General features: G+C 44.9%; 13 protein-coding genes and 1 pseudogene. 3 read left to right on the top strand and 11 right to left on the bottom strand.

The features are described 5' to 3' along the window. Positions 1-13 precede the first annotated feature (13 nt). The 3 genes from murB to QP794_RS13570 all read right to left on the bottom strand — a co-directional run bounded on the left by murB (position 14) and on the right by QP794_RS13570 (position 1759). A complete protein-coding gene (murB, locus tag QP794_RS13580) occupies positions 14-904 on the bottom strand; it encodes a UDP-N-acetylmuramate dehydrogenase (RefSeq protein WP_285077267.1) in 891 nt (296 codons plus the stop codon). Between the two features lie 114 nt (positions 905-1018). Beyond that, positions 1019-1375: a HesB/IscA family protein gene (locus QP794_RS13575; RefSeq protein WP_024631723.1), complete on the bottom strand. Its 357-nt coding sequence runs from the start codon at positions 1373-1375 to the stop codon at positions 1019-1021. 45 nt (positions 1376-1420) lie between these two features. Beyond that, complete coding sequence (locus tag QP794_RS13570; RefSeq protein ID WP_024631724.1) at positions 1421-1759, bottom strand: hypothetical protein; 339 nt, start codon at positions 1757-1759, stop codon at positions 1421-1423. Between the two features lie 271 nt (positions 1760-2030). Between QP794_RS13570 and QP794_RS13565 the strand changes: the two genes are divergently transcribed. After that, positions 2031-2687 (top strand): helix-turn-helix transcriptional regulator, encoded by a 657-nt coding sequence (locus QP794_RS13565; protein WP_285077263.1) that lies wholly within the window; start codon positions 2031-2033, stop codon positions 2685-2687. Positions 2688-2797: 110 nt separating this feature from the next. Here QP794_RS13565 and QP794_RS13560 read toward each other — a convergent pair whose 3' ends face one another. Continuing rightward, positions 2798-3949: an epoxide hydrolase family protein gene (locus QP794_RS13560; RefSeq protein ID WP_285077261.1), complete on the bottom strand. Its 1152-nt coding sequence runs from the start codon at positions 3947-3949 to the stop codon at positions 2798-2800. Between the two features lie 141 nt (positions 3950-4090). Here QP794_RS13560 and QP794_RS13555 point away from each other — a divergent pair, with 141 nt between their 5' ends. Then, positions 4091-4987 carry a LysR family transcriptional regulator gene (locus QP794_RS13555; RefSeq protein ID WP_285077259.1) on the top strand — a complete coding sequence of 299 codons (897 nt, stop codon included), beginning with the start codon at positions 4091-4093 and terminating at the stop codon, positions 4985-4987. A gap of 91 nt (positions 4988-5078) precedes the next feature. On the opposite strand, the gene QP794_RS13550 is transcribed toward QP794_RS13555, so the two are convergent. The 3 genes and pseudogenes from QP794_RS13550 to QP794_RS13540 all read right to left on the bottom strand — a co-directional run bounded on the left by QP794_RS13550 (position 5079) and on the right by QP794_RS13540 (position 10803). Next, positions 5079-5873 carry an SDR family NAD(P)-dependent oxidoreductase gene (locus tag QP794_RS13550; RefSeq protein ID WP_285077257.1) on the bottom strand — a complete coding sequence of 265 codons (795 nt, stop codon included), beginning with the start codon at positions 5871-5873 and terminating at the stop codon, positions 5079-5081. Positions 5874-6027: 154 nt separating this feature from the next. Next, positions 6028-7100 (bottom strand): annotated as a pseudogene (locus QP794_RS13545) (helix-turn-helix domain-containing protein). Between the two features lie 190 nt (positions 7101-7290). Beyond that, entirely contained in the window at positions 7291-10803 is a 3513-nt protein-coding gene (locus QP794_RS13540) for an S-layer homology domain-containing protein (protein ID WP_285077255.1), read from the bottom strand. Between the two features lie 296 nt (positions 10804-11099). Between QP794_RS13540 and QP794_RS13535 the strand changes: the two genes are divergently transcribed. Next, positions 11100-11903 (top strand): MurR/RpiR family transcriptional regulator, encoded by an 804-nt coding sequence (locus tag QP794_RS13535; RefSeq protein WP_285077253.1) that lies wholly within the window; start codon positions 11100-11102, stop codon positions 11901-11903. 46 nt (positions 11904-11949) lie between these two features. On the opposite strand, the gene QP794_RS13530 is transcribed toward QP794_RS13535, so the two are convergent. The 4 genes from QP794_RS13530 to QP794_RS13515 form a co-directional block, all read right to left on the bottom strand. Then, positions 11950-12666 (bottom strand): N-acetylmannosamine-6-phosphate 2-epimerase, encoded by a 717-nt coding sequence (locus tag QP794_RS13530; RefSeq protein ID WP_285077251.1) that lies wholly within the window; start codon positions 12664-12666, stop codon positions 11950-11952. Positions 12667-12671: 5 nt separating this feature from the next. Further along, positions 12672-14246, bottom strand: a complete 1575-nt coding sequence (ptsG, locus tag QP794_RS13525) for a glucose-specific PTS transporter subunit IIBC (RefSeq protein WP_285077249.1) — start codon at positions 14244-14246, stop codon at positions 12672-12674. A gap of 256 nt (positions 14247-14502) precedes the next feature. Beyond that, a complete protein-coding gene (locus tag QP794_RS13520) occupies positions 14503-17778 on the bottom strand; it encodes a glycosyl hydrolase (protein ID WP_285077247.1) in 3276 nt (1091 codons plus the stop codon). Beyond that, complete coding sequence (locus tag QP794_RS13515; protein WP_285077246.1) at positions 17778-19799, bottom strand: glutaminase family protein; 2022 nt, start codon at positions 19797-19799, stop codon at positions 17778-17780. Before QP794_RS13515 ends, QP794_RS13520 begins: the two co-directional genes overlap by 1 nt. Positions 19800-19859: the final 60 nt, after the last annotated feature.

Below are 19859 nucleotides of genomic sequence, written 5' to 3'. Positions count from 1 at the left end.
TTAAATTTCCTGTTTACTCTCCCAAAATAATGACTTCCGTCTCCAATTCAATATTAAATTGATCGTGTACTCTTTTTTTAATTAATCTAATTAATTCCAAATAATCCTCAGCAGTGGCGTGATCTGCATTAATGATAAAACCCGCATGTTTCTTCGAAATTTCAGCTCCCCCAATGCGAGTACCTTGTAGATTACATTCTTGAATAAGTTTCCCGACATAATATCCCTCTGGACGTTTGAAAACACTTCCGCAAGAAGGGTACTCAAGCGGTTGTTTGGATTCCCGTTTAAACGTTAAATCCTGCATGACACTGGAGATAACATCCTTATTGCCTTTTTTGAGATTAAATTCGACTTCAAGTATGATGTATTGATCTGTTCGGAAGATACTGTTTCGATAACCAAGCTGCATATCATCTCGGGCCATGTTAACCAGTTCTCCATGTTTAGTAACAACAAGCGCTTGCTCGACGACCTCTTCCATCTGACCGCCATAAGCTCCCGCATTCATATATAAAGCACCACCAGTGCTCCCTGGTATTCCACATGCAAACTCCAGACCCGTTAGACTGTTATCCAAAGCGATCCGTGAGACGTCCATAATATTGGAACCACTTTGCGCGACAATCTTGTCACCATAGACCTCAATTTGATCGAATTGGCTCAGAGAGAGCGTGATTCCACGCAGCCCCTGATCTTTAATAATGACGTTTGACCCTTTGCCAATGACAGTCAGAGGTATTTGATGTACTTTTGCAATGTTAACTATGTTAATAATTTCTTCTTTCGTAGTAGGATGAATAAGTATGTCTGCTTTACCACCAAGTCTTATATAGGTATGGTCTTTTAATGGCTCATTCAATTTCAATTTTTCCAAAGGTATGTGATTCTCAAAAATATCCATGACATTCTCTCCCTGAGTTGAAAAGACATGATTGCACAATCGGCGAACAGAAAACTCCTTCATTGTATGTTTAATATGAGATTTTACTTGGAATTATTCCGAACATCATATCATTTAATCACATTTTTTAACCTCACCACGGTAATTCGCCATTCTGAAACTGGCTCCGCAGCCACATGACACTTTTGCATTAGGATTATTCATGGTGAATCCCCCCAACATCCCGCTTTCTTCGTAATCAATCTCAAGTCCTTCAATATATTGAACCGTATTTGAGTGGACCAATATACGAAATACACCTTTATCTAATAAAATATCCCCTTCTGCTTGCTGTTCATCTACGATAAGGGTATAGGACAGACCACTGCAGCCCCCTTCATCCACCCCTACTCGAAGAAAAGAATTTCGGCTATCCGCACTTGCCAGAATTTCAACGATCTTTTCGGATGCTGTTTCACTGACCTGAATCATCGTTTATACCTCCTTGAAACGTATTTTGGGTTAGACCGGTGTTGTTCAAACGCTGCCCATTAAAATTCTAATGATTTCTTCTGGACTCGTATAAGCATTAAAACATCGATATTCTGCTGCTTGCAGATGGTTAGGAATATCCATGATTTCAAGAGATCCGCTATATAAAACGATCCTATATTTCCCGGAAAATTGTTCTATAAACGGCTCAATATTCTCCAAATTCATATCTACGATGATCACAGTATTATCCGGAAGATGGTTAATGTCACAGACCACATCACGCGTAGCGTCCAGGACATGCAAGGAGGGCTCGGTTCGAATCAACAAACTTAAACTTTTAACGATGTGATGCGTGTTTGACAAGACTAACACATGGTTCATTCAGAAAACCTCCGGATAAATGATCGCAATCGCAGGATATTTCTCTTCCTAAATTCATGTTTTTAGTACACCAGCCCATCAAACAGGGTATGAGAGCGGCTAGAGCGGCTCCGTTGGGTGTAAGTTCATACATGATGTATAGGATACCGGATACTTAGTAAACATTTTTATTTATAAAGTATAAGCTACAGCTCGCCTTTGACTTTGTCAATATTTTTGTTTAAAATGTATGAAATCATGCAGATTCTGTTGCTTAAAAAGGAGGTTCACCATGAGCCAGGACCAAACGAAAAAGGCTGCCTCAACCAGTACCCGAAAAGCAATCATTAACCTGCTTAAGCAGCAAGGTGGAATGGATGTTGTGGCACTCTCCTCCCAATTTGCGTTATCTGGAATGGCTATCAGGCAGCACTTAAATGCACTGAAAGAAGAAGGATTGGTTACTTTCGAAGAAGAGGCTCGTCCCATGGGTCGACCAACCAAGCTATGGAGACTAACCCCCGCGGCTGATCGCTTTTTTCCTAGTGGATATTCAGAGTTATCCGTCAGTCTGATCAATTCCATGAAAGAAGCTTTCGGAAATGAAGGGCTGGACAAACTGCTGAGTGTTCGGAATAAGAACATGCAAGACCAATATCTTCAGTACATCGGGGATGTAACTGGCGTGAAGGAAAGACTGGAGAAACTGGCTGAAATCCGAACAAATGAAGGTTATATGGCTGAGGTCAGGGATCAAGGTGATGGTAGCCTCTTATTTATAGAGAAGCATTGTCCCATCTGTGAAGCCGCCAACGTATGTACCGGGTTATGTAAGAACGAATTACATTTATTTAAAACGGTGCTTGGAGATCATGTTCATATTGAACGGGGAGAGTATATTATGGCAGGCGGAAGAAACTGTATATATACCGTAAGAGAAAATATGTAGTGACAGAAAAATCCTTCATACTATAAAATTTCATAATTATAAAAAAAAAGCCGCCAACAGGCGACTTTTTAAATGTGTATGTTCTGTTCCATTAACCTCAGGAAAGCAATCTATCCAATATCAGTGGAACGAAAAAAATGATAGAGATGTTCGGCAAATAATTTTGGATGCTCCATCGCAGCGAAATGACCTCCTTTATTCGCTTTCTCCCAGTACGTAACCTTATATACGCGTTCTACCCAGCTTCGGGGAGGCGTGGGCAGCTCCTTGGGAAATAGGGACACTCCTGTTGGCACCGTAATATGCTGACCTTCTGCGAAATGCAGTGGCATATGGGCCCCTTCCGTATATATGCGAATGGAAGAAGCAATCGTATTGGTAAACCAGTATATCGAGATGTTGGTGAGGATATGATCAAGTGAAAAAGAACTTTCGATATCTCCCTTGCAATCACTCCAACTCTGAAACTTCTCCACCATCCAGCTGGCAAGACCAGTCGGGGAATCGCTTAACGCAAAAGCCAAGGTTTCCGGCTTCGTTCGATGAAGGGAGCTATAAGCCCCTTCTCGTTCTAACCACTCCGCTACAGTGTCAAGGTATGAGCGCTCTTCTTTGCTCATTTCAGGTGTATTCTGCGTGAGTGGTGGCTTGTAGCTTCCAGGAATATAATTGAGATGAAGTCCTTTCACCCGTTCAGGGTACAAGAACGCTAACCACGTCGAGACTCCTGCTCCGATATCCCCACCCTGAACAAAATACCTGTCATAACCCAAACGAACCATCAGTTCTGCCCAAAGTGTGGCTACATATTTTGACCCTACTCCACGCTGAGTGGGTTTACTCGAAAATGCAAACCCCGGCAAAGAAGGAATAATGACATCAAATGCATCTTCAGGCTGTCCACCATATAATGATGGGGTTGTCAGATAAGGAATCAGTTCTAACAATTCTACGAATGATCCTGGCCAGCCATGAGTCAGCAGCAGCGGCCGGGATGAAACTCCTTCGCCCCGAACATGCACAAAGTGAATATCCAACCCATCCACGTGTTCAATAAATTGCGGGAAACGATTCAACCACGCCTCCTGTTCACGCCAGTTATACTCCGACCCCCAGTAATCCACTAAACGTTTCAAAAAGGAAGCATCTGTCCCCAAAGCCCATGGTTCTTCATTGAACCGAGTAGGCCATCGAACCTGTTTCAGCCTATTAGATAGATCATGCAATTGCTGTTCTGGAATAGCGATTCTGAATGTTTTCATTCCTGGTATACCCCCAAGTAAAGTCATTTACGATGTGATGGACTCTATTGTATGATGATTTAATCCATTAATAAAATTGAAATCATTACAATCATTATCAATTTTATCGATACATGTCTAAAAAATTTAAGGAGAACTCGGATGGAAATCAGACATCTTGTAACATTTCAGACGATTGTTGAGATTGGAAGCTATACCGGGGCTGCATCCCAATTGGGCTATACGCAATCCACTATCACTACTCATATACAGTCCCTGGAAGAAGAGATTGGCGGGGAGCTTTTCACATACGAAAAAAGACATTTGAAGCTTACTCCTCTTGGGAGGGAGTTAATTCCGCTGGCAGAAGATTTGCTGGCAACCCATGATCAAATTAAGAGCATACAAAGCAACCAGGAAGTTAAAGGTGTATTAAGGGTAGCTGCTCCAGAGTCTATAACCATTTCCAGACTAAGTCCCATCATAAGGGAATATTCGTCGAAGTATCCTCAAGTCAGATTCATCCTTACCAACGGTACTTGTGAGCAAAACCAGGTTGACTTAATAAGCGGACGTGTGGATGTGGCTTTGATGGTGTATCCGGAGCTGCACCCGGAAAAATGCATTCATTACGAGCTGGTTGAGGAAAAAATGGTCCTGGTATGCAGCAAAGATGGCCCGGAACATTTTGATGATTATAAACTGGAGAACAACCGAACCATTTTTATCACCAACGAAGAAGGCTGCAGTTATCGGACGATGTTTGAAAGATATCTTGTAAAGCATGATATTCCTCCTTTTCAAACCACACAGTTATGGAGTATTGAGGCCATCAAACAAACCGTTATGAGCGGGCTTGGCTTTTCATTTTTGCCTTACATTACAGTTAAAGAAGATGTGGAACGGGGAAAGCTTCACATTGTTAATCATTCCGAAACGTTTGACCCCATTTACTCCCACATGTTGATTAAAAAGAAAAAATGGTTATCTCCTGCCGTTAAAGCTTTTGCTGAGCTTGTAATTAAGTCGATCCCCTCAACGGATAACGACTTGGAATGAATTCATTAAGATGATTAACATATACAATGAAAAAAACCAAAAAAAGAACCCTGAGATAAATCTCAAGGTTCTTTGCGTTCAGAAAGTAATACTAGAAAATGGTTGGCACCATTCCACCATCCATGCGAATTGGAGAGCCTTTGAATGCGGATGCATAAGGACTGCACACAAACGCGGCCAATCTCCCTATCTCCACAGGTTTGATAAATCGCTGTATTTCGGATTGTGGAAGGTTTTTCTTCATAAAATCCTTCTCTTTTTCTGAAAAAGTCATCGATTCATCAAGGTAGATGCTCTCAATAATTTGTTGCACATTTTCAGAGAGGGTCGGTCCGGGCATGATCGTATTGACGGTCACTTCTGTTCCTATGGTTAACTTGGACAAGCTTTTGGACAAGGATAATAGCATAGATTTGGTCATGCAATACTGCGGCATTTGTCCTGAAGGCATGACCGCTTCTTCGCTCGCGATAAAGATAATGCGACCAAAATCATTGTTCACCATTTTAGGGAGATAAAATTTGGATAATCCGTTTGCTGCGAGCACATTCGTACGGAAGTATTTTTCCCATACCTCATCATCTACGTCATCATATGACATGATTTCATAGATCCCCATATTGTTCACTAAAATGTCAATCTGGGGGTATTTCTCAAATAATGCTTCTCTTTGCCCCTTATCTACCAGATCAGCTGTAGCCTTTTGGGGCGAGGTAGTCGGGTAATCGGATTTGATTTCATTGACCGTGCGCTCTACGTCCTCATCATTTCGTCCATTAATGAGTACATCTACTCCTTCTTTGGCAAGTTCAATCGCAATGGCTTTTCCTATCCCCTTCGTCGATCCTGTAACCAATGCTTTTTTACCGTGTAAGCCCATATCCATATCACTCTACTCCTTTTATTTTTACTTGTAGCGGCAAGCTGATTCGTAGTTATTTAAAAAACAGTCTTGTGCTCCGGATAGGTTTATATTACAGGGTCCGCATGGTTCAGTAACTAGCGTATTCCGCCAAAGTTCTTGCATAACACGCCAAATGTTAAAAAGCATTCATTTCATTCAATTCATGAAGCGTTGATGATTCTGATGATCCTTCGGATAGGGAATTCGTTCCCAAATATTCCGTACGCCAATTCGTAGGCGTATCCCCTTCCCATGAACGAAAGGCTCGGTAGAACGAGTTCTGGTCTTCATATCCAATCAGGAAAGCTACTTCTTTAATATCCAGTGTGGGGTCCGCCAAGTAAGCACGTGCCTGCTCATGTCTGGCTTGCGTCAACAGATGTTTGAAGCTTGTGTTTTCATCAGTTAGCCGACGCTGCAAGGTACGATCGCTCATACCCAATTCCTTGGCTACAATCTGAATGTCGGGGCGACCACCTGTGAGACTGCGTTTCATAATCCATTTGACCATCTCGGAAATAGAGCGACTGCCCTGCTGTTCATCCAGCGATCGGTCCAGAATGGGAGTAAGGATCTCCAATATTCCTCGTTATATGAAAGAAAAGGCCGGTCCAAATCTTTACGATCCAGCGTAAGCCGATTACATGCTGCACCCATCCGAATCGGGCAACCGAAATAATCCTCCAGGGCCTTTACATCACCCATAGGGAGCGAAAATTCAACAAGCCGCGCTGTTAAGGGTTGACCTGTTCCCCGGCGTCCAAGTTCCAGAAGAAATGCCAGTGTGACGCCAACCAATAAAGGTGGACCTGTTTGCTCACCAGACAACCAATTCAGTTCAATGGAACAGTCCTCTCCTTCCTCTATAATACGAAGGCTTTCAGGAGGACAAAGCTGCTTGTAGCGAGCCATTCGCTTTAATGCGTCCCGGTAGTCACGAGCATGATAAGTCGCTAAAACGCTCGGCGGATATTTCGACGTTTCAAAGATAGTCGCAAGCTTGATGATCCCTTCGGCAGTGTCACCCACCAGATCGGAATAAGCCTGCCAGATTGCAAAATATTGAGCGGTGGTGACGCTTGGTTCAGTTATGATGGTGAGCGGCAGTTGTGCTTTCCGAGCCACATCGTGGGCGACAATCCCTAATTGATGTAAACCTGTCCAAAATCCCGCCGGGAGTTTGATGCGCGCAGAGGTTTGAGATTTCATTTATGTCCTTCCTTATCTTAACTATTGTTGAGTTCGAAATCAGATTTACAAGTTCAATTAACGATCCATCCACTGTACAGGGACTCTGATTCTTTTGCAACGTCTTCATTATTATCTCCAAGTCTTCTAAATAAGCAAGAAACCAATGCGGAAAGTTCCACATTGGTTTCTAGGAGGCATTATTTTGGCATTATTTTGTTTGTTCAAGAAGACCGATAATAAGCGTAACGGCCTCACCCCGGGTGGCTGTCTGCATTGGGGCAAATCGATTGCCACCAATACCGCCTACCAGACCTGCCTCCACGGCAGAAGCTACATGGGATACTGCCCATGCCGGAACATCCTTTGCATCTTTGAAATCCAGCTTCGCATTGGAATCCGTTGGGATCCCGCCAGCGCGTGCAATCATGGTCACCATCTCCGCACGGCTCAGCGTCTTGCCAGGACCGAACGAACCATTAGCGTAACCATTGATAATGCCAGCAGATGCCGCTGCTGTAATATATGACTTCGCCCATGAAGGAATCTTGTTATCATCCGTATATTGAATGCTCTCGCTTACGGTATTCATATTCAGGGCACGACCCAGCATCGTTATGAACTCGGCCCGTGTGACTTTTTGATTCGGACGGAAGGTCTGATCGCCGTAGCCATTTACAAATCCAGCCGCCAAGGCTTTATCAATTGCAGATTTTGCCCAGTGCCCGGCTGTATCTTTTATCGTTGGCGTAGTCCCTGCGTTCCCGTTATTGCCTGATCCAGTACCCGGCTCATTGCCAGAATCAGTTCCGTTGCCGGTACCGTTGTTAGAACCGTTACCGGTTCCTGTGTCGCCGCCGGTGCCTGAGGAGCCATTACCGCTGCCTGATCCGTTACCGGAGCCTGAGCCAGAACCCGGATTGGATGTTCCCGGATTGGATGGATCAGTCCCAGGATTTGTAGTCTCCGTTTTCTTCACGATACCGAACTGATCAATAATGAACGGGGTTGCTCCGTTTAGATTTTGGTCAATTTCATACGTGATAGCTGTCAGTTTACTGCCGTCAATCGTAATGCCCACAAAATTCTGGACCTGACTGCGCATTGGACGGCGGTTGTCGTTCGGATCCGGGCCATATTTGGCTGCATGATTCTCCTCTGCCAGTTCGAAGAGACTATAATAGGCATCACCGAGACTTGGGCTCGGATTTTTGTAATACACTTTTGGACCCGCTGTTGCCGGAATCAGATAGATTGAGCCATTCGGATTCACAGAGTACTCGATTTTCTCTCCATTTTGCATCTCCGTGATGATCTCTGGCTGACGTGCTTTTCCATTCTGATCGATCGGTTTTGTGCGGGCATAGATATGATCATGTCCCTGGAGAACAAAATCAATGCCCAGCTCCGCCATGATCGGTGCAATCTTGGTACGTACACCGTTTGCTCCCATGATGTCGGAATCCGTTGCGTGATTTGAGGTCGTGTATGGACCCTTGTGAATGTTCACAATAATCCATTGGGCTCCATTTTTCTTGGCAGCCTGGACATCTTTCTTCATCCACTCGACCTGCTCTACTGAGAAGTTGTCATACTCGTCCGAATCCTCATTCGAATTCAACACAACAAAATGTGCATTGCTGTAATCATATGAATAGTACGCTCCTGTCTCCGTTGCTGAATTCTCTGGTGACTGGATATTAAAATGATCAATAAACGCATAGTTCTTGTCTTCATGGTTTCCTGCGGATGGAACGATGGTTGTGTTCAACAGGCTTTCCTGCGAATGCCCAAGCAGCCAATTCCACTGTTCCTCTTTGATACCATTATCCACGATGTCACCGTTGTGTACGACGAACTGTGCATCCGGTACTGTGGCGAGCGCTTTAGCCAGTGTCTCGGAGGAAAGGATGGCTTCATCTTCTTCCTTGGCTTGTGTATCGGCCAGATCGATGAAGGTAAATTTGCCTTTTTCCGGTGCCGTGCGGAAGGTTCCTGTCTCGCTCCATACTTGCCGGGAAGCATCCCCTACCCGGTAATAATAGGTCGTATTCGCTTTGAGTCCGGTCACTTCCGATTTGTGCATCAACTCCGATGGAGCATTCGCAGGCTGGGCAGAGCGCCCTAGAACCGATTTGGCTTGTGTAAAATCAGGTGCTGCAGCTGTTTTCTCCACAACTTGAAGGTTGCTCTCTGTCACTTGATCAGAGGTATACCACGTAAAGCCCTTGCTATTGGTCGGATCTCCATGGAACGTTACCGTTACTTTGCTGACTTTCTCAGGAACAGGTACCGTATCCGATTCCTTGATAATTCCGAAAGTATCCACGATAAATGGCTCTGCATTATATTTATTTTGGTCAATCTCATATGTTATGGCGGACAGCTTGCCTCCATTAATGGTCAAGGAGACAAAGTTCTGCACATGACCTCTGGCCAAACTTGTAGTGTCGCCATATTGCCGTGCATGGTTTTCTTCCGCACGGTCGAACAAGCTGAAATATGCTTCACCCAGTTCTGGCTTTACGTTTTTGAAATACACTTTGGCCCCGGCAGTTGCGGGAATCATATAAATGGTTCCATCCGGTTTGACCGAGTACTCGATACTCTGACCATTAAAAGTCTCTGTTATTTTGGACACTTCTTCAGCGGTGCCATCGCTCTTGATTGGCTTGGTGCGAGCATATATATGGTCATGTCCCTGGAGGACCAGATCAATTCCCAGTTCGTTCATGAGCGGGGCGATTTTTTTCCGTTCACCGTTTGCACCAATAATGTCGCTATCCGTGGCGTGATTCGATGTCGTGTACGGACCTTTATGGATGTTAACAATAATCCACTCGGCTCCTGCAGCTTTTGCCTCCGCTACATCCTGCTTCATCCATGCGACTTGCTCATTCGAGAAATTGGCATACTCGGTTGAATTCTCGTTGGAGTTCAGTACGATAAAGTGGGCTTTACTGTAATCATAAGAGTAATATGCGCCTGTTTTTGTTTCAGCACCCTCTGGCTGCTTTACGTTAAAATGCTCGTAGAACGCATAATTCTTGTTCTCATGATTACCAGCGGATGGTGCAATGGTCGTGTTCAGCAGACTGTCTTGTGAGTGACCAAGCAGCCAGTTCCATTCTTGCTCTGACGTGCCATTCTCCACAACGTCTCCGTTTTGGACGACAAATTCAGCATTCGGAACAGTCGCGAGTGCCTTGGCAAGTGTAGAGCCGGACAGAATCGCCTCATCTTCTTCCTTTGCTTGCGTATCCGTCAGGTCAATGAAGGTAAAGTCACCATCAACCGGAGCCGTTTTGAACGTTCCAACCTCACTCCATATGTCCAGGTTCTGATCACCAACGCGGAAATAATAAGCGGTATCTGCCATAAGCCCCGTCGCTTCCGCCTTATGCACCATTTCTCCCGGGGAGTTGGAGGCTACGGATTCACGTCCGTTGAAGCTTTGAGCCTGGTTGAAATCTGCAAGACCTCCCTGGTTAGGTACCACTTGAACAGTGCTCTGTGTAGATGCAAGAGGAGTATACCAAGTGAAACCTTTGGCACTTGTCGCATCACCATAGAAAGTAACCGTAACTTTGCTGATATCCAGCGATGGCGCATTAGCCAATGCGGCTTGGGCTGAATTAGCTCCCCCAAATCCCGCGAACCATCCGAATACCAAAGAAAGCGATAACAGGATGGGTAAACACTTTTTGTAGAGGTGACTGATCATAATTCTCTCCTTTTTATGTATGATTAGTTGGATTATCAAAATCCAAACAGGCCAATCATAGCAAATGGAATTCAGCATCCAGTCAGCTTGAAGTAAAACGTATGTAAACTCTTACATTTATTTATTCTGTTCACGTATGATACTTTTAAGTTAACATAATAATTAATATGGTCTTTAACCTCATCGAATGAAACGATACGTCTATTTATAAAGGTTTGATGATTTGGCTTTTAGGAAGTAGACTAATGAGGATAGACTATATAGAAGTTAACACGTTCTGGGAAAGGAGAATCCGAATGTCCTCCAGTGTCATTGATATGCTACAGCTTGAATACCAGCGCTTCTCAGCAAAAGAAAAGGAAATAGCCGATTATGTTATGCGCAATAAATCATCCATTAATAACATCAATATTAGGGATCTGGCTACGTACACCAATGCTTCCATGTCCACCATTACTCGATTTTGCAAAAAAGTAGGTTGTTCCACCTTTGTCGATTTTAAAATTCGGCTCAGCCGTGAAGTACACCAACCCCGCAATGAAACGGATTTTTTTATACGAACACAACAGATTCACAATGATATTATAAATGCGACCGCGGAAATGCTGGATACCGACAAAATTGAACAAGTGGTCCAGTACATAAAAAAAGCTCGCAAAATTTATGTCTATGGTTTGGGAAGTTCAGGCTTGTCTGCTTTGGAATTCAAATACAGGCTCATGCGGATGGATATCGTAATCGATGCGGTAACCGATTCTCACATGATGATCATGAGTGCTTCTCTTCTGGGCGAAGACGATCTGGTTATTGGTTTATCTAATTCTGGACGAACATTAGAAGTCAGCGACGCATTAAACGCGGCCAAAAAAAGAGGAAGCAAAGTCGTGGGAATTACTAATTTTGATCATACACCCCTGTCTGAAATTTCGGATTTGTGTATTTTCACCCCGGATATCGGGCGAAACGGAGATGTGAACTTCATTAACAGCCAATTGGCCATTATTTACATCCTGGATGTAATCTCGCTTCTATTACTTGAGGATGAACATTTACTTCATGCGCGGCAGCAAACGTTAAAAGCTCTTTATTCTGCTGAATAAACAAACAGCCAACTTGATTCGTTGGCTGTTTTCATGTTTTCTCCTCTTATTTAGCAGAAGGAGAAGACTCCTTCAATTTTGCAATTTCAGCGACAAAACGTTCCGTAATTTGTTGGGGACGCGTAATGGCCCCACCGACAACAACACAATAGACTCCAGCTTCGAGACACGTTGCTGCCATCTCCGGCGTCATGATATTTCCTTCCGCAACAACAGGTGTTTGCACACTTGCCAGAATTTCCTTCAAGGCCGCAAATTGATTATCATACAGCTTAATCCCTGCTGTCTCCTCTGTATATCCGACTAATGTAGAAGAAATCAGATCAAAGCCGAGCCGTTCTGCATTTATAGCTTCCTCTTGGGTTGAAATATCCCCCATTAATAGAAGTTGAGGATGTTTGGTACGAATTTCATGCACGAATTCATCCAATGTTTTACCATCCGGCCGTGCTCGCAGCGTCGCATCTACCGCAACGATCTCCGCATGCACTTCGGCTAGCTCATCCACTTCCCGGATCGTTGGTGTAATGAACACCGGATTGGTTCCGTAATTTCTCTTCACAATACCTATGACTGGAAGATCAACCTGTTCCTTAATCTCTTTCACATCAGCCGCCGTATTGGCACGAATACCTATGGCTCCACCTTCTTTTGCTGCGATTGCCATGCGTCCCATGATGAACGAACTATGAAGCGGCTCATGCTCCAATGCCTGACATGATACAACGAGACCGCTTTGTAAACCCAATTTATCTATATTCATTGCAATTACTCCGTTTCCATAATTTCTTCGATTTCATTTTTGATCACCGTTACCTGAGGGCCGTAAATAACCTGCACTCCGTTACCGACCAGGACGACTCCTTTGGCTCCCGTAGCTGTAAGTGCATCCTTTTGAACCTTCTCGATATCCTTCACGGATACGCGAAGCCGCGTTGCACAGCAATCCAATTCATTGATATTGTCTGCACCGCCCAATCCATTCAGGATGGCTATCGATCGTTCTTCCCCTTTTGCAGATGACGGTGTATTCGTTTGCTGACTTTGTGTTTTGGCTTCTGGCTCCGCTGTTCCCTCATCCTCACGTCCTGAAGTTTTTAAATTGAGCTTAACGATCAGAATTCGGAAGGTAAAGTAATACAGGAAGAACCAGACCACACCAATGATAGGAACGATAATCCAGTTGGTTTTCGTATTACCCTGAAGTATCCCGAACAGAATAAAGTCGATTAATCCACCGGAGAACGTTTGACCAATGGTAATCTCAAAAATATGCGATAACATAAATGACAAACCATCAAATACAGCGTGAATCACATACAGGATTGGAGCAACAAACAGGAATGAGAATTCAAGTGGTTCTGTAATTCCTGTCAAGAACGAGGTGAGCGCCGCAGACAACATCAGTCCGCCGACTACTTTTTTACGTTCAGGCTTGGCTGTATGATAAATAGCGAGTGCGGCACCCAGCAGACCAAACATCATCGTGATAAAACGTCCTGACATAAATCGGGATGTACCCGAGAAGAATTTCTCGGTTGTTGGGTCTCCCAGTTGAGCAAAGAAAATATTCTGTGTTCCTTCGTAAACTTTTCCCGCAACCTCCATTGTTCCTCCGACTCCAGTCTGCCAGAAAGGCAGATAAAAGATGTGGTGCAACCCAAGTGGACCCAGCATCCGTAAAACAAATCCGTACAACAGTGTTCCGATATACCCAGTTCTATCGACCAAACCTCCAAGCTGCGTTATGCCGAGCTGGATGGTTGGCCAGATCAGGAACAACGCAATACCGATAAAGATGGCCGCAAAGGATGAAACGATAGGAATGAAACGTGAACCTCCAAAGAAGCCAAGGAATTGCGGAAGTTCTATTTTGTTGTACCTATTATGAAGCCATGCGGTAACCAATCCTACGACGATCCCTCCGAGCACACCGGTTTGCAGTGTCTGGATTCCGAGTACCATACCTTGACCGGCACTAGCCAAATGATCTGCGGCAAGTTTCCCCGAATTGACCAACATCGCATTAATGGATGCATTCATCACCAGATAGGCAAGACCTGCAGCCAAACCTGCTGTACCTTTGTCCGCTCTGGCAAGTCCAACCGCCACACCAATGGCAAAGATCAATGCCAGATTATCAAACACAATACTTCCTGCACTGCTCATCACTGTAAACACTTGCTGCAGCCACGTGATCTGCAAAAACGGATACGAATTAACTGTATTGGCGTTGGATAAGGCGCCTCCAATCCCCAGTAATAGACCCGCCGCAGGTAAAACAGCAATAGGAAGCATGAACGATTTACCAAACTTCTGAGCCTTCTCAAAATATTGCTTCACTGTGATATCCACCTCTCTAAAACTATTTTCATTTACATAATAATTATGAAAATGGTTTTCGTCAACACATATTTAAATCGCTTTCATAACGTGTGAGGTCCAAGGATTTAATGAATAACCTGCTTTAAATATAATTATTTCCAGCACAGCAAACTTCAGTCTTTCCTGTTCAATGCCAAAAAAGCCGCCAATATGGCGACTTTTATGTGTACGTATTCTTGCTCAACAGTTACTTGCCCAGAACCGGAATATTGCATTATTTTAAGGTTCTAGTCACCAGTTTTACTGACCCGTTCATGCCCGAAGGCAGTGATGACTTTCCGTATACATTTTCCAGTGTATTGCCCACTTGAATGTTGATTACATTAATCCCCGGCAAAATATAAGACGTGACATTCCAATGATAGGGGGGCCATAAGCGGATGCCAGCATCCTCCCCATTCACATAAAGCCTTGTTGTCTCTCTAATATCTTCCGCTTCCAGCCACAGTTCATCTGCCTGATTCAAGCTGACATTGGACAAGTCCACTTGCTGCGAGTATGATGCTGCTCCCGAATAGAATGGATAACCGGCGGCATTCCATACCCCTGCCAGTTGTTCCCGTTCCACGGTTAAAGTAGTCTGATCTTCTATAACAAATGGACCAATCAGGTAAGCAGGAAAGGAAATGGCAGGCATAGGCTCCAGCAATGAAACCGTGAGAACTTCAAGCTCATTCTCGCCTTTCACGAGGTATTTGCTAATGTCCACACCATTGTAATGAATATCTTGCCATAGCGATGGTCGGAGTGCTTCCATCCGTACTCCATTAATAAAGATTTCAACATTACGTCTGCGCTGCAGAAAACCGATATGGGATGGAATCTTCTGCTCAATTTCGTCAAGAATCAGCTCCATTTTGGTGAAGCGACGTTCCTCTCCTGATTCGTTTGTATGTTCTGAACCCTTCTGCGAGTTCATAAGCTCGATCCATTCCTCTGTCACGACAAATGTTGTACGGTACGTATTGACTTGACCCGGCATCGCTGCATTCATCCTGGACTTGCGGTCATTCAACGTTACCTGCCATTGATCCAGCACAAGTACGTTGGGTTCTACGGTCTGAAACTGCCAATGATCACCTAAAACCATCACTTCGGTGGAACACTGAGCTTTACCCTTCCCGTGCTCTTGCGGTAAGGAAAATCTATGATCATCGGGGTCAAATGAATCGGTCACTTGATCATATCTAACCGATAGTACACGAAGCTCCCCCGGTACCAATGCTAGAACAGCATCATGAGTTAGCGAATTCACACTCCCGTTTTCCAAATCCCATTCTTCCATGAAACCGTTTATTCGAATCGGATCGAATTGAATGGACACGGGCCGCTCCGACCAATTCATCAGCCATGTATACACATGGGCTTCGAATGTTCGTTCAACACGAATTAGATCCTCGCTGTGCCCTTCAACCTGTGTCCAAGCAATGGCCGGTTGTACCGTCAATAACTCTTTTAAAAGAACACAAAACTTCATAAGGGTATCATTATGATATGGGTCCTCGTCCTCGTCCGTTTCTCCTTCCGCTACCTCATCTTCATGGACTGTATTCTTCATGGAATAGAATAGGCTGTGCCCTTTGCCAACTGCTTGTAATTTCCCGTGCTGAGGGTTGGAACCAAATAGTACATTCATAGGCTTCAATATTTCCGGATCTTGCCGCAGGATTCCACTATCACAAGGAATTGCCCCAATAGCAATCAGCGTTCCACCTCTGTTGACAAAGGATACAAGCTGTTCTGCGATATCCGTGGACATAACCGTAATTTCAGGCAAAATCAAAATCGAATATGCGTTTAGATTACCGGCATACGGATATCCGTCAGCATGAGCATTCTTTACCTCTCTCAACTGGCACTCATCTACATAATCGTAATCGATGGAGCTGCGCAGCATACGATCAGACAATAAGGAGAATAATTGATCCGCAGTTGGATGCTGGTTCGATTCACCGGATACGAACATATGCTCATACACCGTATGGATCGGTGACAATAGCAGCACTTCCGGCATGCGCTTCGTGGAAGCCCCCAGTACACTCAGCCGCCCAAGATAATCGGCAAAAGCCCGATAATGAGGCCAGTGCGGAGCATGCTTGAATTCAGTAGGCGGGAAATCCGTTTTTCGATACCCTGCAAACGAATAATAGAATGCATGCGGAATAAACAGATTCACACCCAGAAATGCCATGAAATTGGCATCAAGCCTCCTTTGTCGCATAGCGTAGGCATGACCACTCGCACCAAAGGACTCGCAGATGACTCTCTTTTTCCCATTCAGCTGAGCGACAGACGCTGCGGTCTTTACGGATACGATACGATGCGGATTCTCCCTTGTGCCGATCCCATGTGTCAGATAGTCCACACCTGCATAATGGAATTGTTGCAATACGCGGGTTTGATTGCCCTGCGACCGAGCCTGCCCCCACACTGGCTCCTCCAGTGTATGGCCAATATACAGCAGACTGTGTGACTCGCACCACGTACGAATAGCCGCATGATACCCTTCCACATACCAACGGGTAATCGTATCATAATAATCCTGCCTCACAGATCTGTTGCCATCAGCCATCCCATATAACAAAGCGCCTAAGCAGGGAATTAGCTCATATCCGTTCTCCTGTTGATAGCGTTCCGCCATCCTGTGTGTCCAAGCAAACACCATTCCGGGCAAAGTTGCGTTCACATCTTGAACCGACGTTCGAATGGCTTCTACGCCAAAAAAACCATCGTGGATCATGAGTCCAGGTTCATCCGTAAATACGCCTTGAATGGTCGCACCGAAGTGTGGCTGTAATTGCTGAAACGGCTCATAAGCCAATTGAATGAAAGCCTGAACGGCTTCCGGATTCAAGGTGTCCAGGTAATAGCCTTTTGCAAACGTGATCCCTTCGGCAATTTCACAGGACCAACAGCCGAGTATGATATAATCATCGTCCGAATTCGGTTTCCATTCCTGCCCATATAACGCTGTAATATCTTCGGGTTGATCATATATCAGCCATTCCCCATCTTGCTGGATGCCACGATAAACGAGAATAGCGATGAGTTCATTGTTATCGTAGGCGACAAAATCGAGAGGTAACGTTCCCTGTTGTGCTTTGTGTAAGTATCTTCGTTCCTCGACCCTCAGGTATCTCATCCGATATTCGGGATCCTGCCTTGTCAGCTTACCACCAAGTGTTCCGCTCGGCCAATTGTCCTCATCATACAGCCAGACCACCATATCGCGCTTCTCGCATTCCTTTGTGCAAAATTCCAGCGTATCCATGAACTCTTCGGACAGGTACGGGGTCTGCATTCCATGACGTGCATGCAAAACTACGCCGCCAACACCCGCTTCATACATGGATTGAATTTGGCTTTCAAGCTCAGCCTTGGTGAAATTATGATTTAGAAACCAAAAGGGTTGTGGCCGATACGTCGCCTCAGGATTTTTGAATTGTTGCAGTAATTTGTGAATGTCCGTGATTTCCGATTTCACATTCATCACCTGTTCTCATGTTGATCAGATGCAAATGCTGTGGTTAGCAAAGGAATGAAAAATCCACCGACGACCGAACGATTTTGGAAATTCAACTGCTTTCCGGTGAGGGTATCATACCAGTCCGTTACGGGCACACGGCTCGATGTCTCATTCATAAAATCCCAAAGTGGTGAGATCATCTGCTCAAACTGGGCTTGTGTTTCACTCATGGAGGCACACCATACGAGCCAATCGGACTTGGTATATGTCTCACGGCTATCCAGCGGAATGCCGTATCGATTCTGTTTTAGCTGATAATATGCCAACTCTTTGGCAGCCACTTCTTTTGGAAAAAGGTTGAAGTCGAGCAGGCGGTCCCATACCAGATTGTATTTCATGCTCCATGACTCATTCGAGCTGTCAAAGGTAAGCTTGTAGTGATCTTCTGCATTTGCCATGGATACCCACTCATCTGCCATTTTTTCAGCCGCTTCACGGTAAACGACACCATCGGGCAAACCAAGTTCGGCGCTCATGTAGGCATAAGCGGCAATACCCAAAATCGCTTTAATCGACAGGTTCGCATTGTGCGCAAGATGTCCAGCGAAGTCGTCGGTGCACAGCTGATTGTCCGGGTCCAGACCATGCTGCAGCAAATACGAAGCCCATGTTGTCAGAAGCCCCCAATGCTCACGTGCAAATTCAACCTGCTTCTCATATTTACATACCGCTGCTGCCATCAGGAGCATATTGCCACATTCCTCGATAGGCATCTGATATTCAAGCTTGTTCTCTCCGTAAACCTGACCATTGGCTTGAGGATAAGTTCCGACGTCATGCGGAGCAAAATCAAATGTCCAATCCGTGCTCTCCGCATACCTATAGATTGGGCGCATCATTCCTTTGACCAATTCGGGATTATACCTCAGGAACAACGGAATCGACGGGTAGCTCACATCCACCGTAGCGATGCAGCCGTTACTGAAATTCTCTTTGGAGAAAAATAATACTTCTCCCGCTTCGTCAGCAACCAATTTATGTGCAGCAATCGCTTGCCGATAGGTCAGTGCCAGGATGTCTCTATATTGGTTCCCGCCTGCGGCCTGACTTTCCGCTAAAAGCTCCTGATTAAAGCGATTGCACCGCTGTATAATCTCTTCATATTGCTCCGCTGCTTTTGCCAGCATTGCATGGAATGTCACACCATCTTTCTTCCAATACGCATTCAGCGGTTTGTGAAAATATTCAATCGCATGAATATCATCATAGGCGAGCATCAGATAGCGTGTGGCTGACTCTTCATGGATAGATCCCATATCCATTTCGGTTGCCATAACAGGCATATCGCCAGTGATGGACCGCGGCTTACGAGAGTCATCTTCTGTCTTCAAACGACCCGTTCGGGCATACTGTTCACGGCTGGATACCGAATGAATGACCGAATGACTTTGAGAAGTCTGCTGAACCACCAGATACATATGTCCCCAGTCAATTCTCGTATCATCGCCGGCACGCTTTAATACAGGCTGTTCCACTGTTCCCATGGACAATGCAAGCAACTGCTCATTGATTACATGAGATGCCCAGGTAACTTGCTGATCAGGGGAATGTACACACCATTCCCCTGTCACATCAAAATAGATTTTCACGTGATGGCCCTGACCGTCTATCGCTCTAACATGGAACGTAACATACGTCACTGGTCTGGATAACAACTCCAGATCATCGAGCAATAGTGGCGTGGTAAAATGAACTTCCAGCTCTATGCCCTCTCCTTCAAAGGTGTAACGGGTAGTTACAGGCTCAACGGTAAGATTCGACTGCATGAGCGCATCCGGCTCGTCAACGGCTGCATCTTCACGAATACCTATTTTTCCCATAAACCTTCTGATTTTGCCGTCAATGGCAATCATGCCGACCATGCCCTGCGGATGGTTCGTCCAGTGCCGAGTGGTATCATCATAGAGGTGATCGGCAGCAGACCATACGCTAAAATAAGGGTCTACCGTGATCAACGGAACTGATGGTGGTCTAAACGTCGTCATTGGTTACATCTCCTTCAATTCATTTTTCCCAGCATAAACTGTGCTCCTGATTCAAAAGGG

Origin of the sequence: Paenibacillus sp. UMB7766-LJ446, from assembly GCF_030226665.1 — a bacterium.
Taxonomy (GTDB): Bacteria; Bacillota; Bacilli; order Paenibacillales; family Paenibacillaceae; genus Paenibacillus; species Paenibacillus vandeheii.
The sequence above is the reverse complement of the archived record's forward strand: the minus strand, read 5'-3'. Positions and strand labels throughout refer to the sequence as shown.

Excerpts from the sequence above, each read along its gene's own strand:
- QP794_RS13515 (WP_285077246.1), bottom strand. The coding sequence starts at position 19,799 with ATGACGACGTTTAGACCACCATCAGTTCCGTTGATCACGGTAGACCCT.
- QP794_RS13570 (WP_024631724.1), bottom strand. The coding sequence starts at position 1,759 with ATGAACCATGTGTTAGTCTTGTCAAACACGCATCACATCGTTAAAAGT.
- QP794_RS13520 (WP_285077247.1), bottom strand. The coding sequence starts at position 17,778 with ATGAATGTGAAATCGGAAATCACGGACATTCACAAATTACTGCAACAA.
- QP794_RS13540 (WP_285077255.1), bottom strand. The coding sequence starts at position 10,803 with ATGATCAGTCACCTCTACAAAAAGTGTTTACCCATCCTGTTATCGCTT.
- QP794_RS13575 (WP_024631723.1), bottom strand. The coding sequence starts at position 1,375 with ATGATTCAGGTCAGTGAAACAGCATCCGAAAAGATCGTTGAAATTCTG.
- QP794_RS13565 (WP_285077263.1), top strand. The coding sequence starts at position 2,031 with ATGAGCCAGGACCAAACGAAAAAGGCTGCCTCAACCAGTACCCGAAAA.
- QP794_RS13560 (WP_285077261.1), bottom strand. The coding sequence starts at position 3,949 with ATGAAAACATTCAGAATCGCTATTCCAGAACAGCAATTGCATGATCTA.
- murB (WP_285077267.1), bottom strand. The coding sequence starts at position 904 with ATGGATATTTTTGAGAATCACATACCTTTGGAAAAATTGAAATTGAAT.
- QP794_RS13535 (WP_285077253.1), top strand. The coding sequence starts at position 11,100 with ATGTCCTCCAGTGTCATTGATATGCTACAGCTTGAATACCAGCGCTTC.
- QP794_RS13555 (WP_285077259.1), top strand. The coding sequence starts at position 4,091 with ATGGAAATCAGACATCTTGTAACATTTCAGACGATTGTTGAGATTGGA.
- QP794_RS13550 (WP_285077257.1), bottom strand. The coding sequence starts at position 5,873 with ATGGATATGGGCTTACACGGTAAAAAAGCATTGGTTACAGGATCGACG.
- QP794_RS13530 (WP_285077251.1), bottom strand. The coding sequence starts at position 12,666 with ATGAATATAGATAAATTGGGTTTACAAAGCGGTCTCGTTGTATCATGT.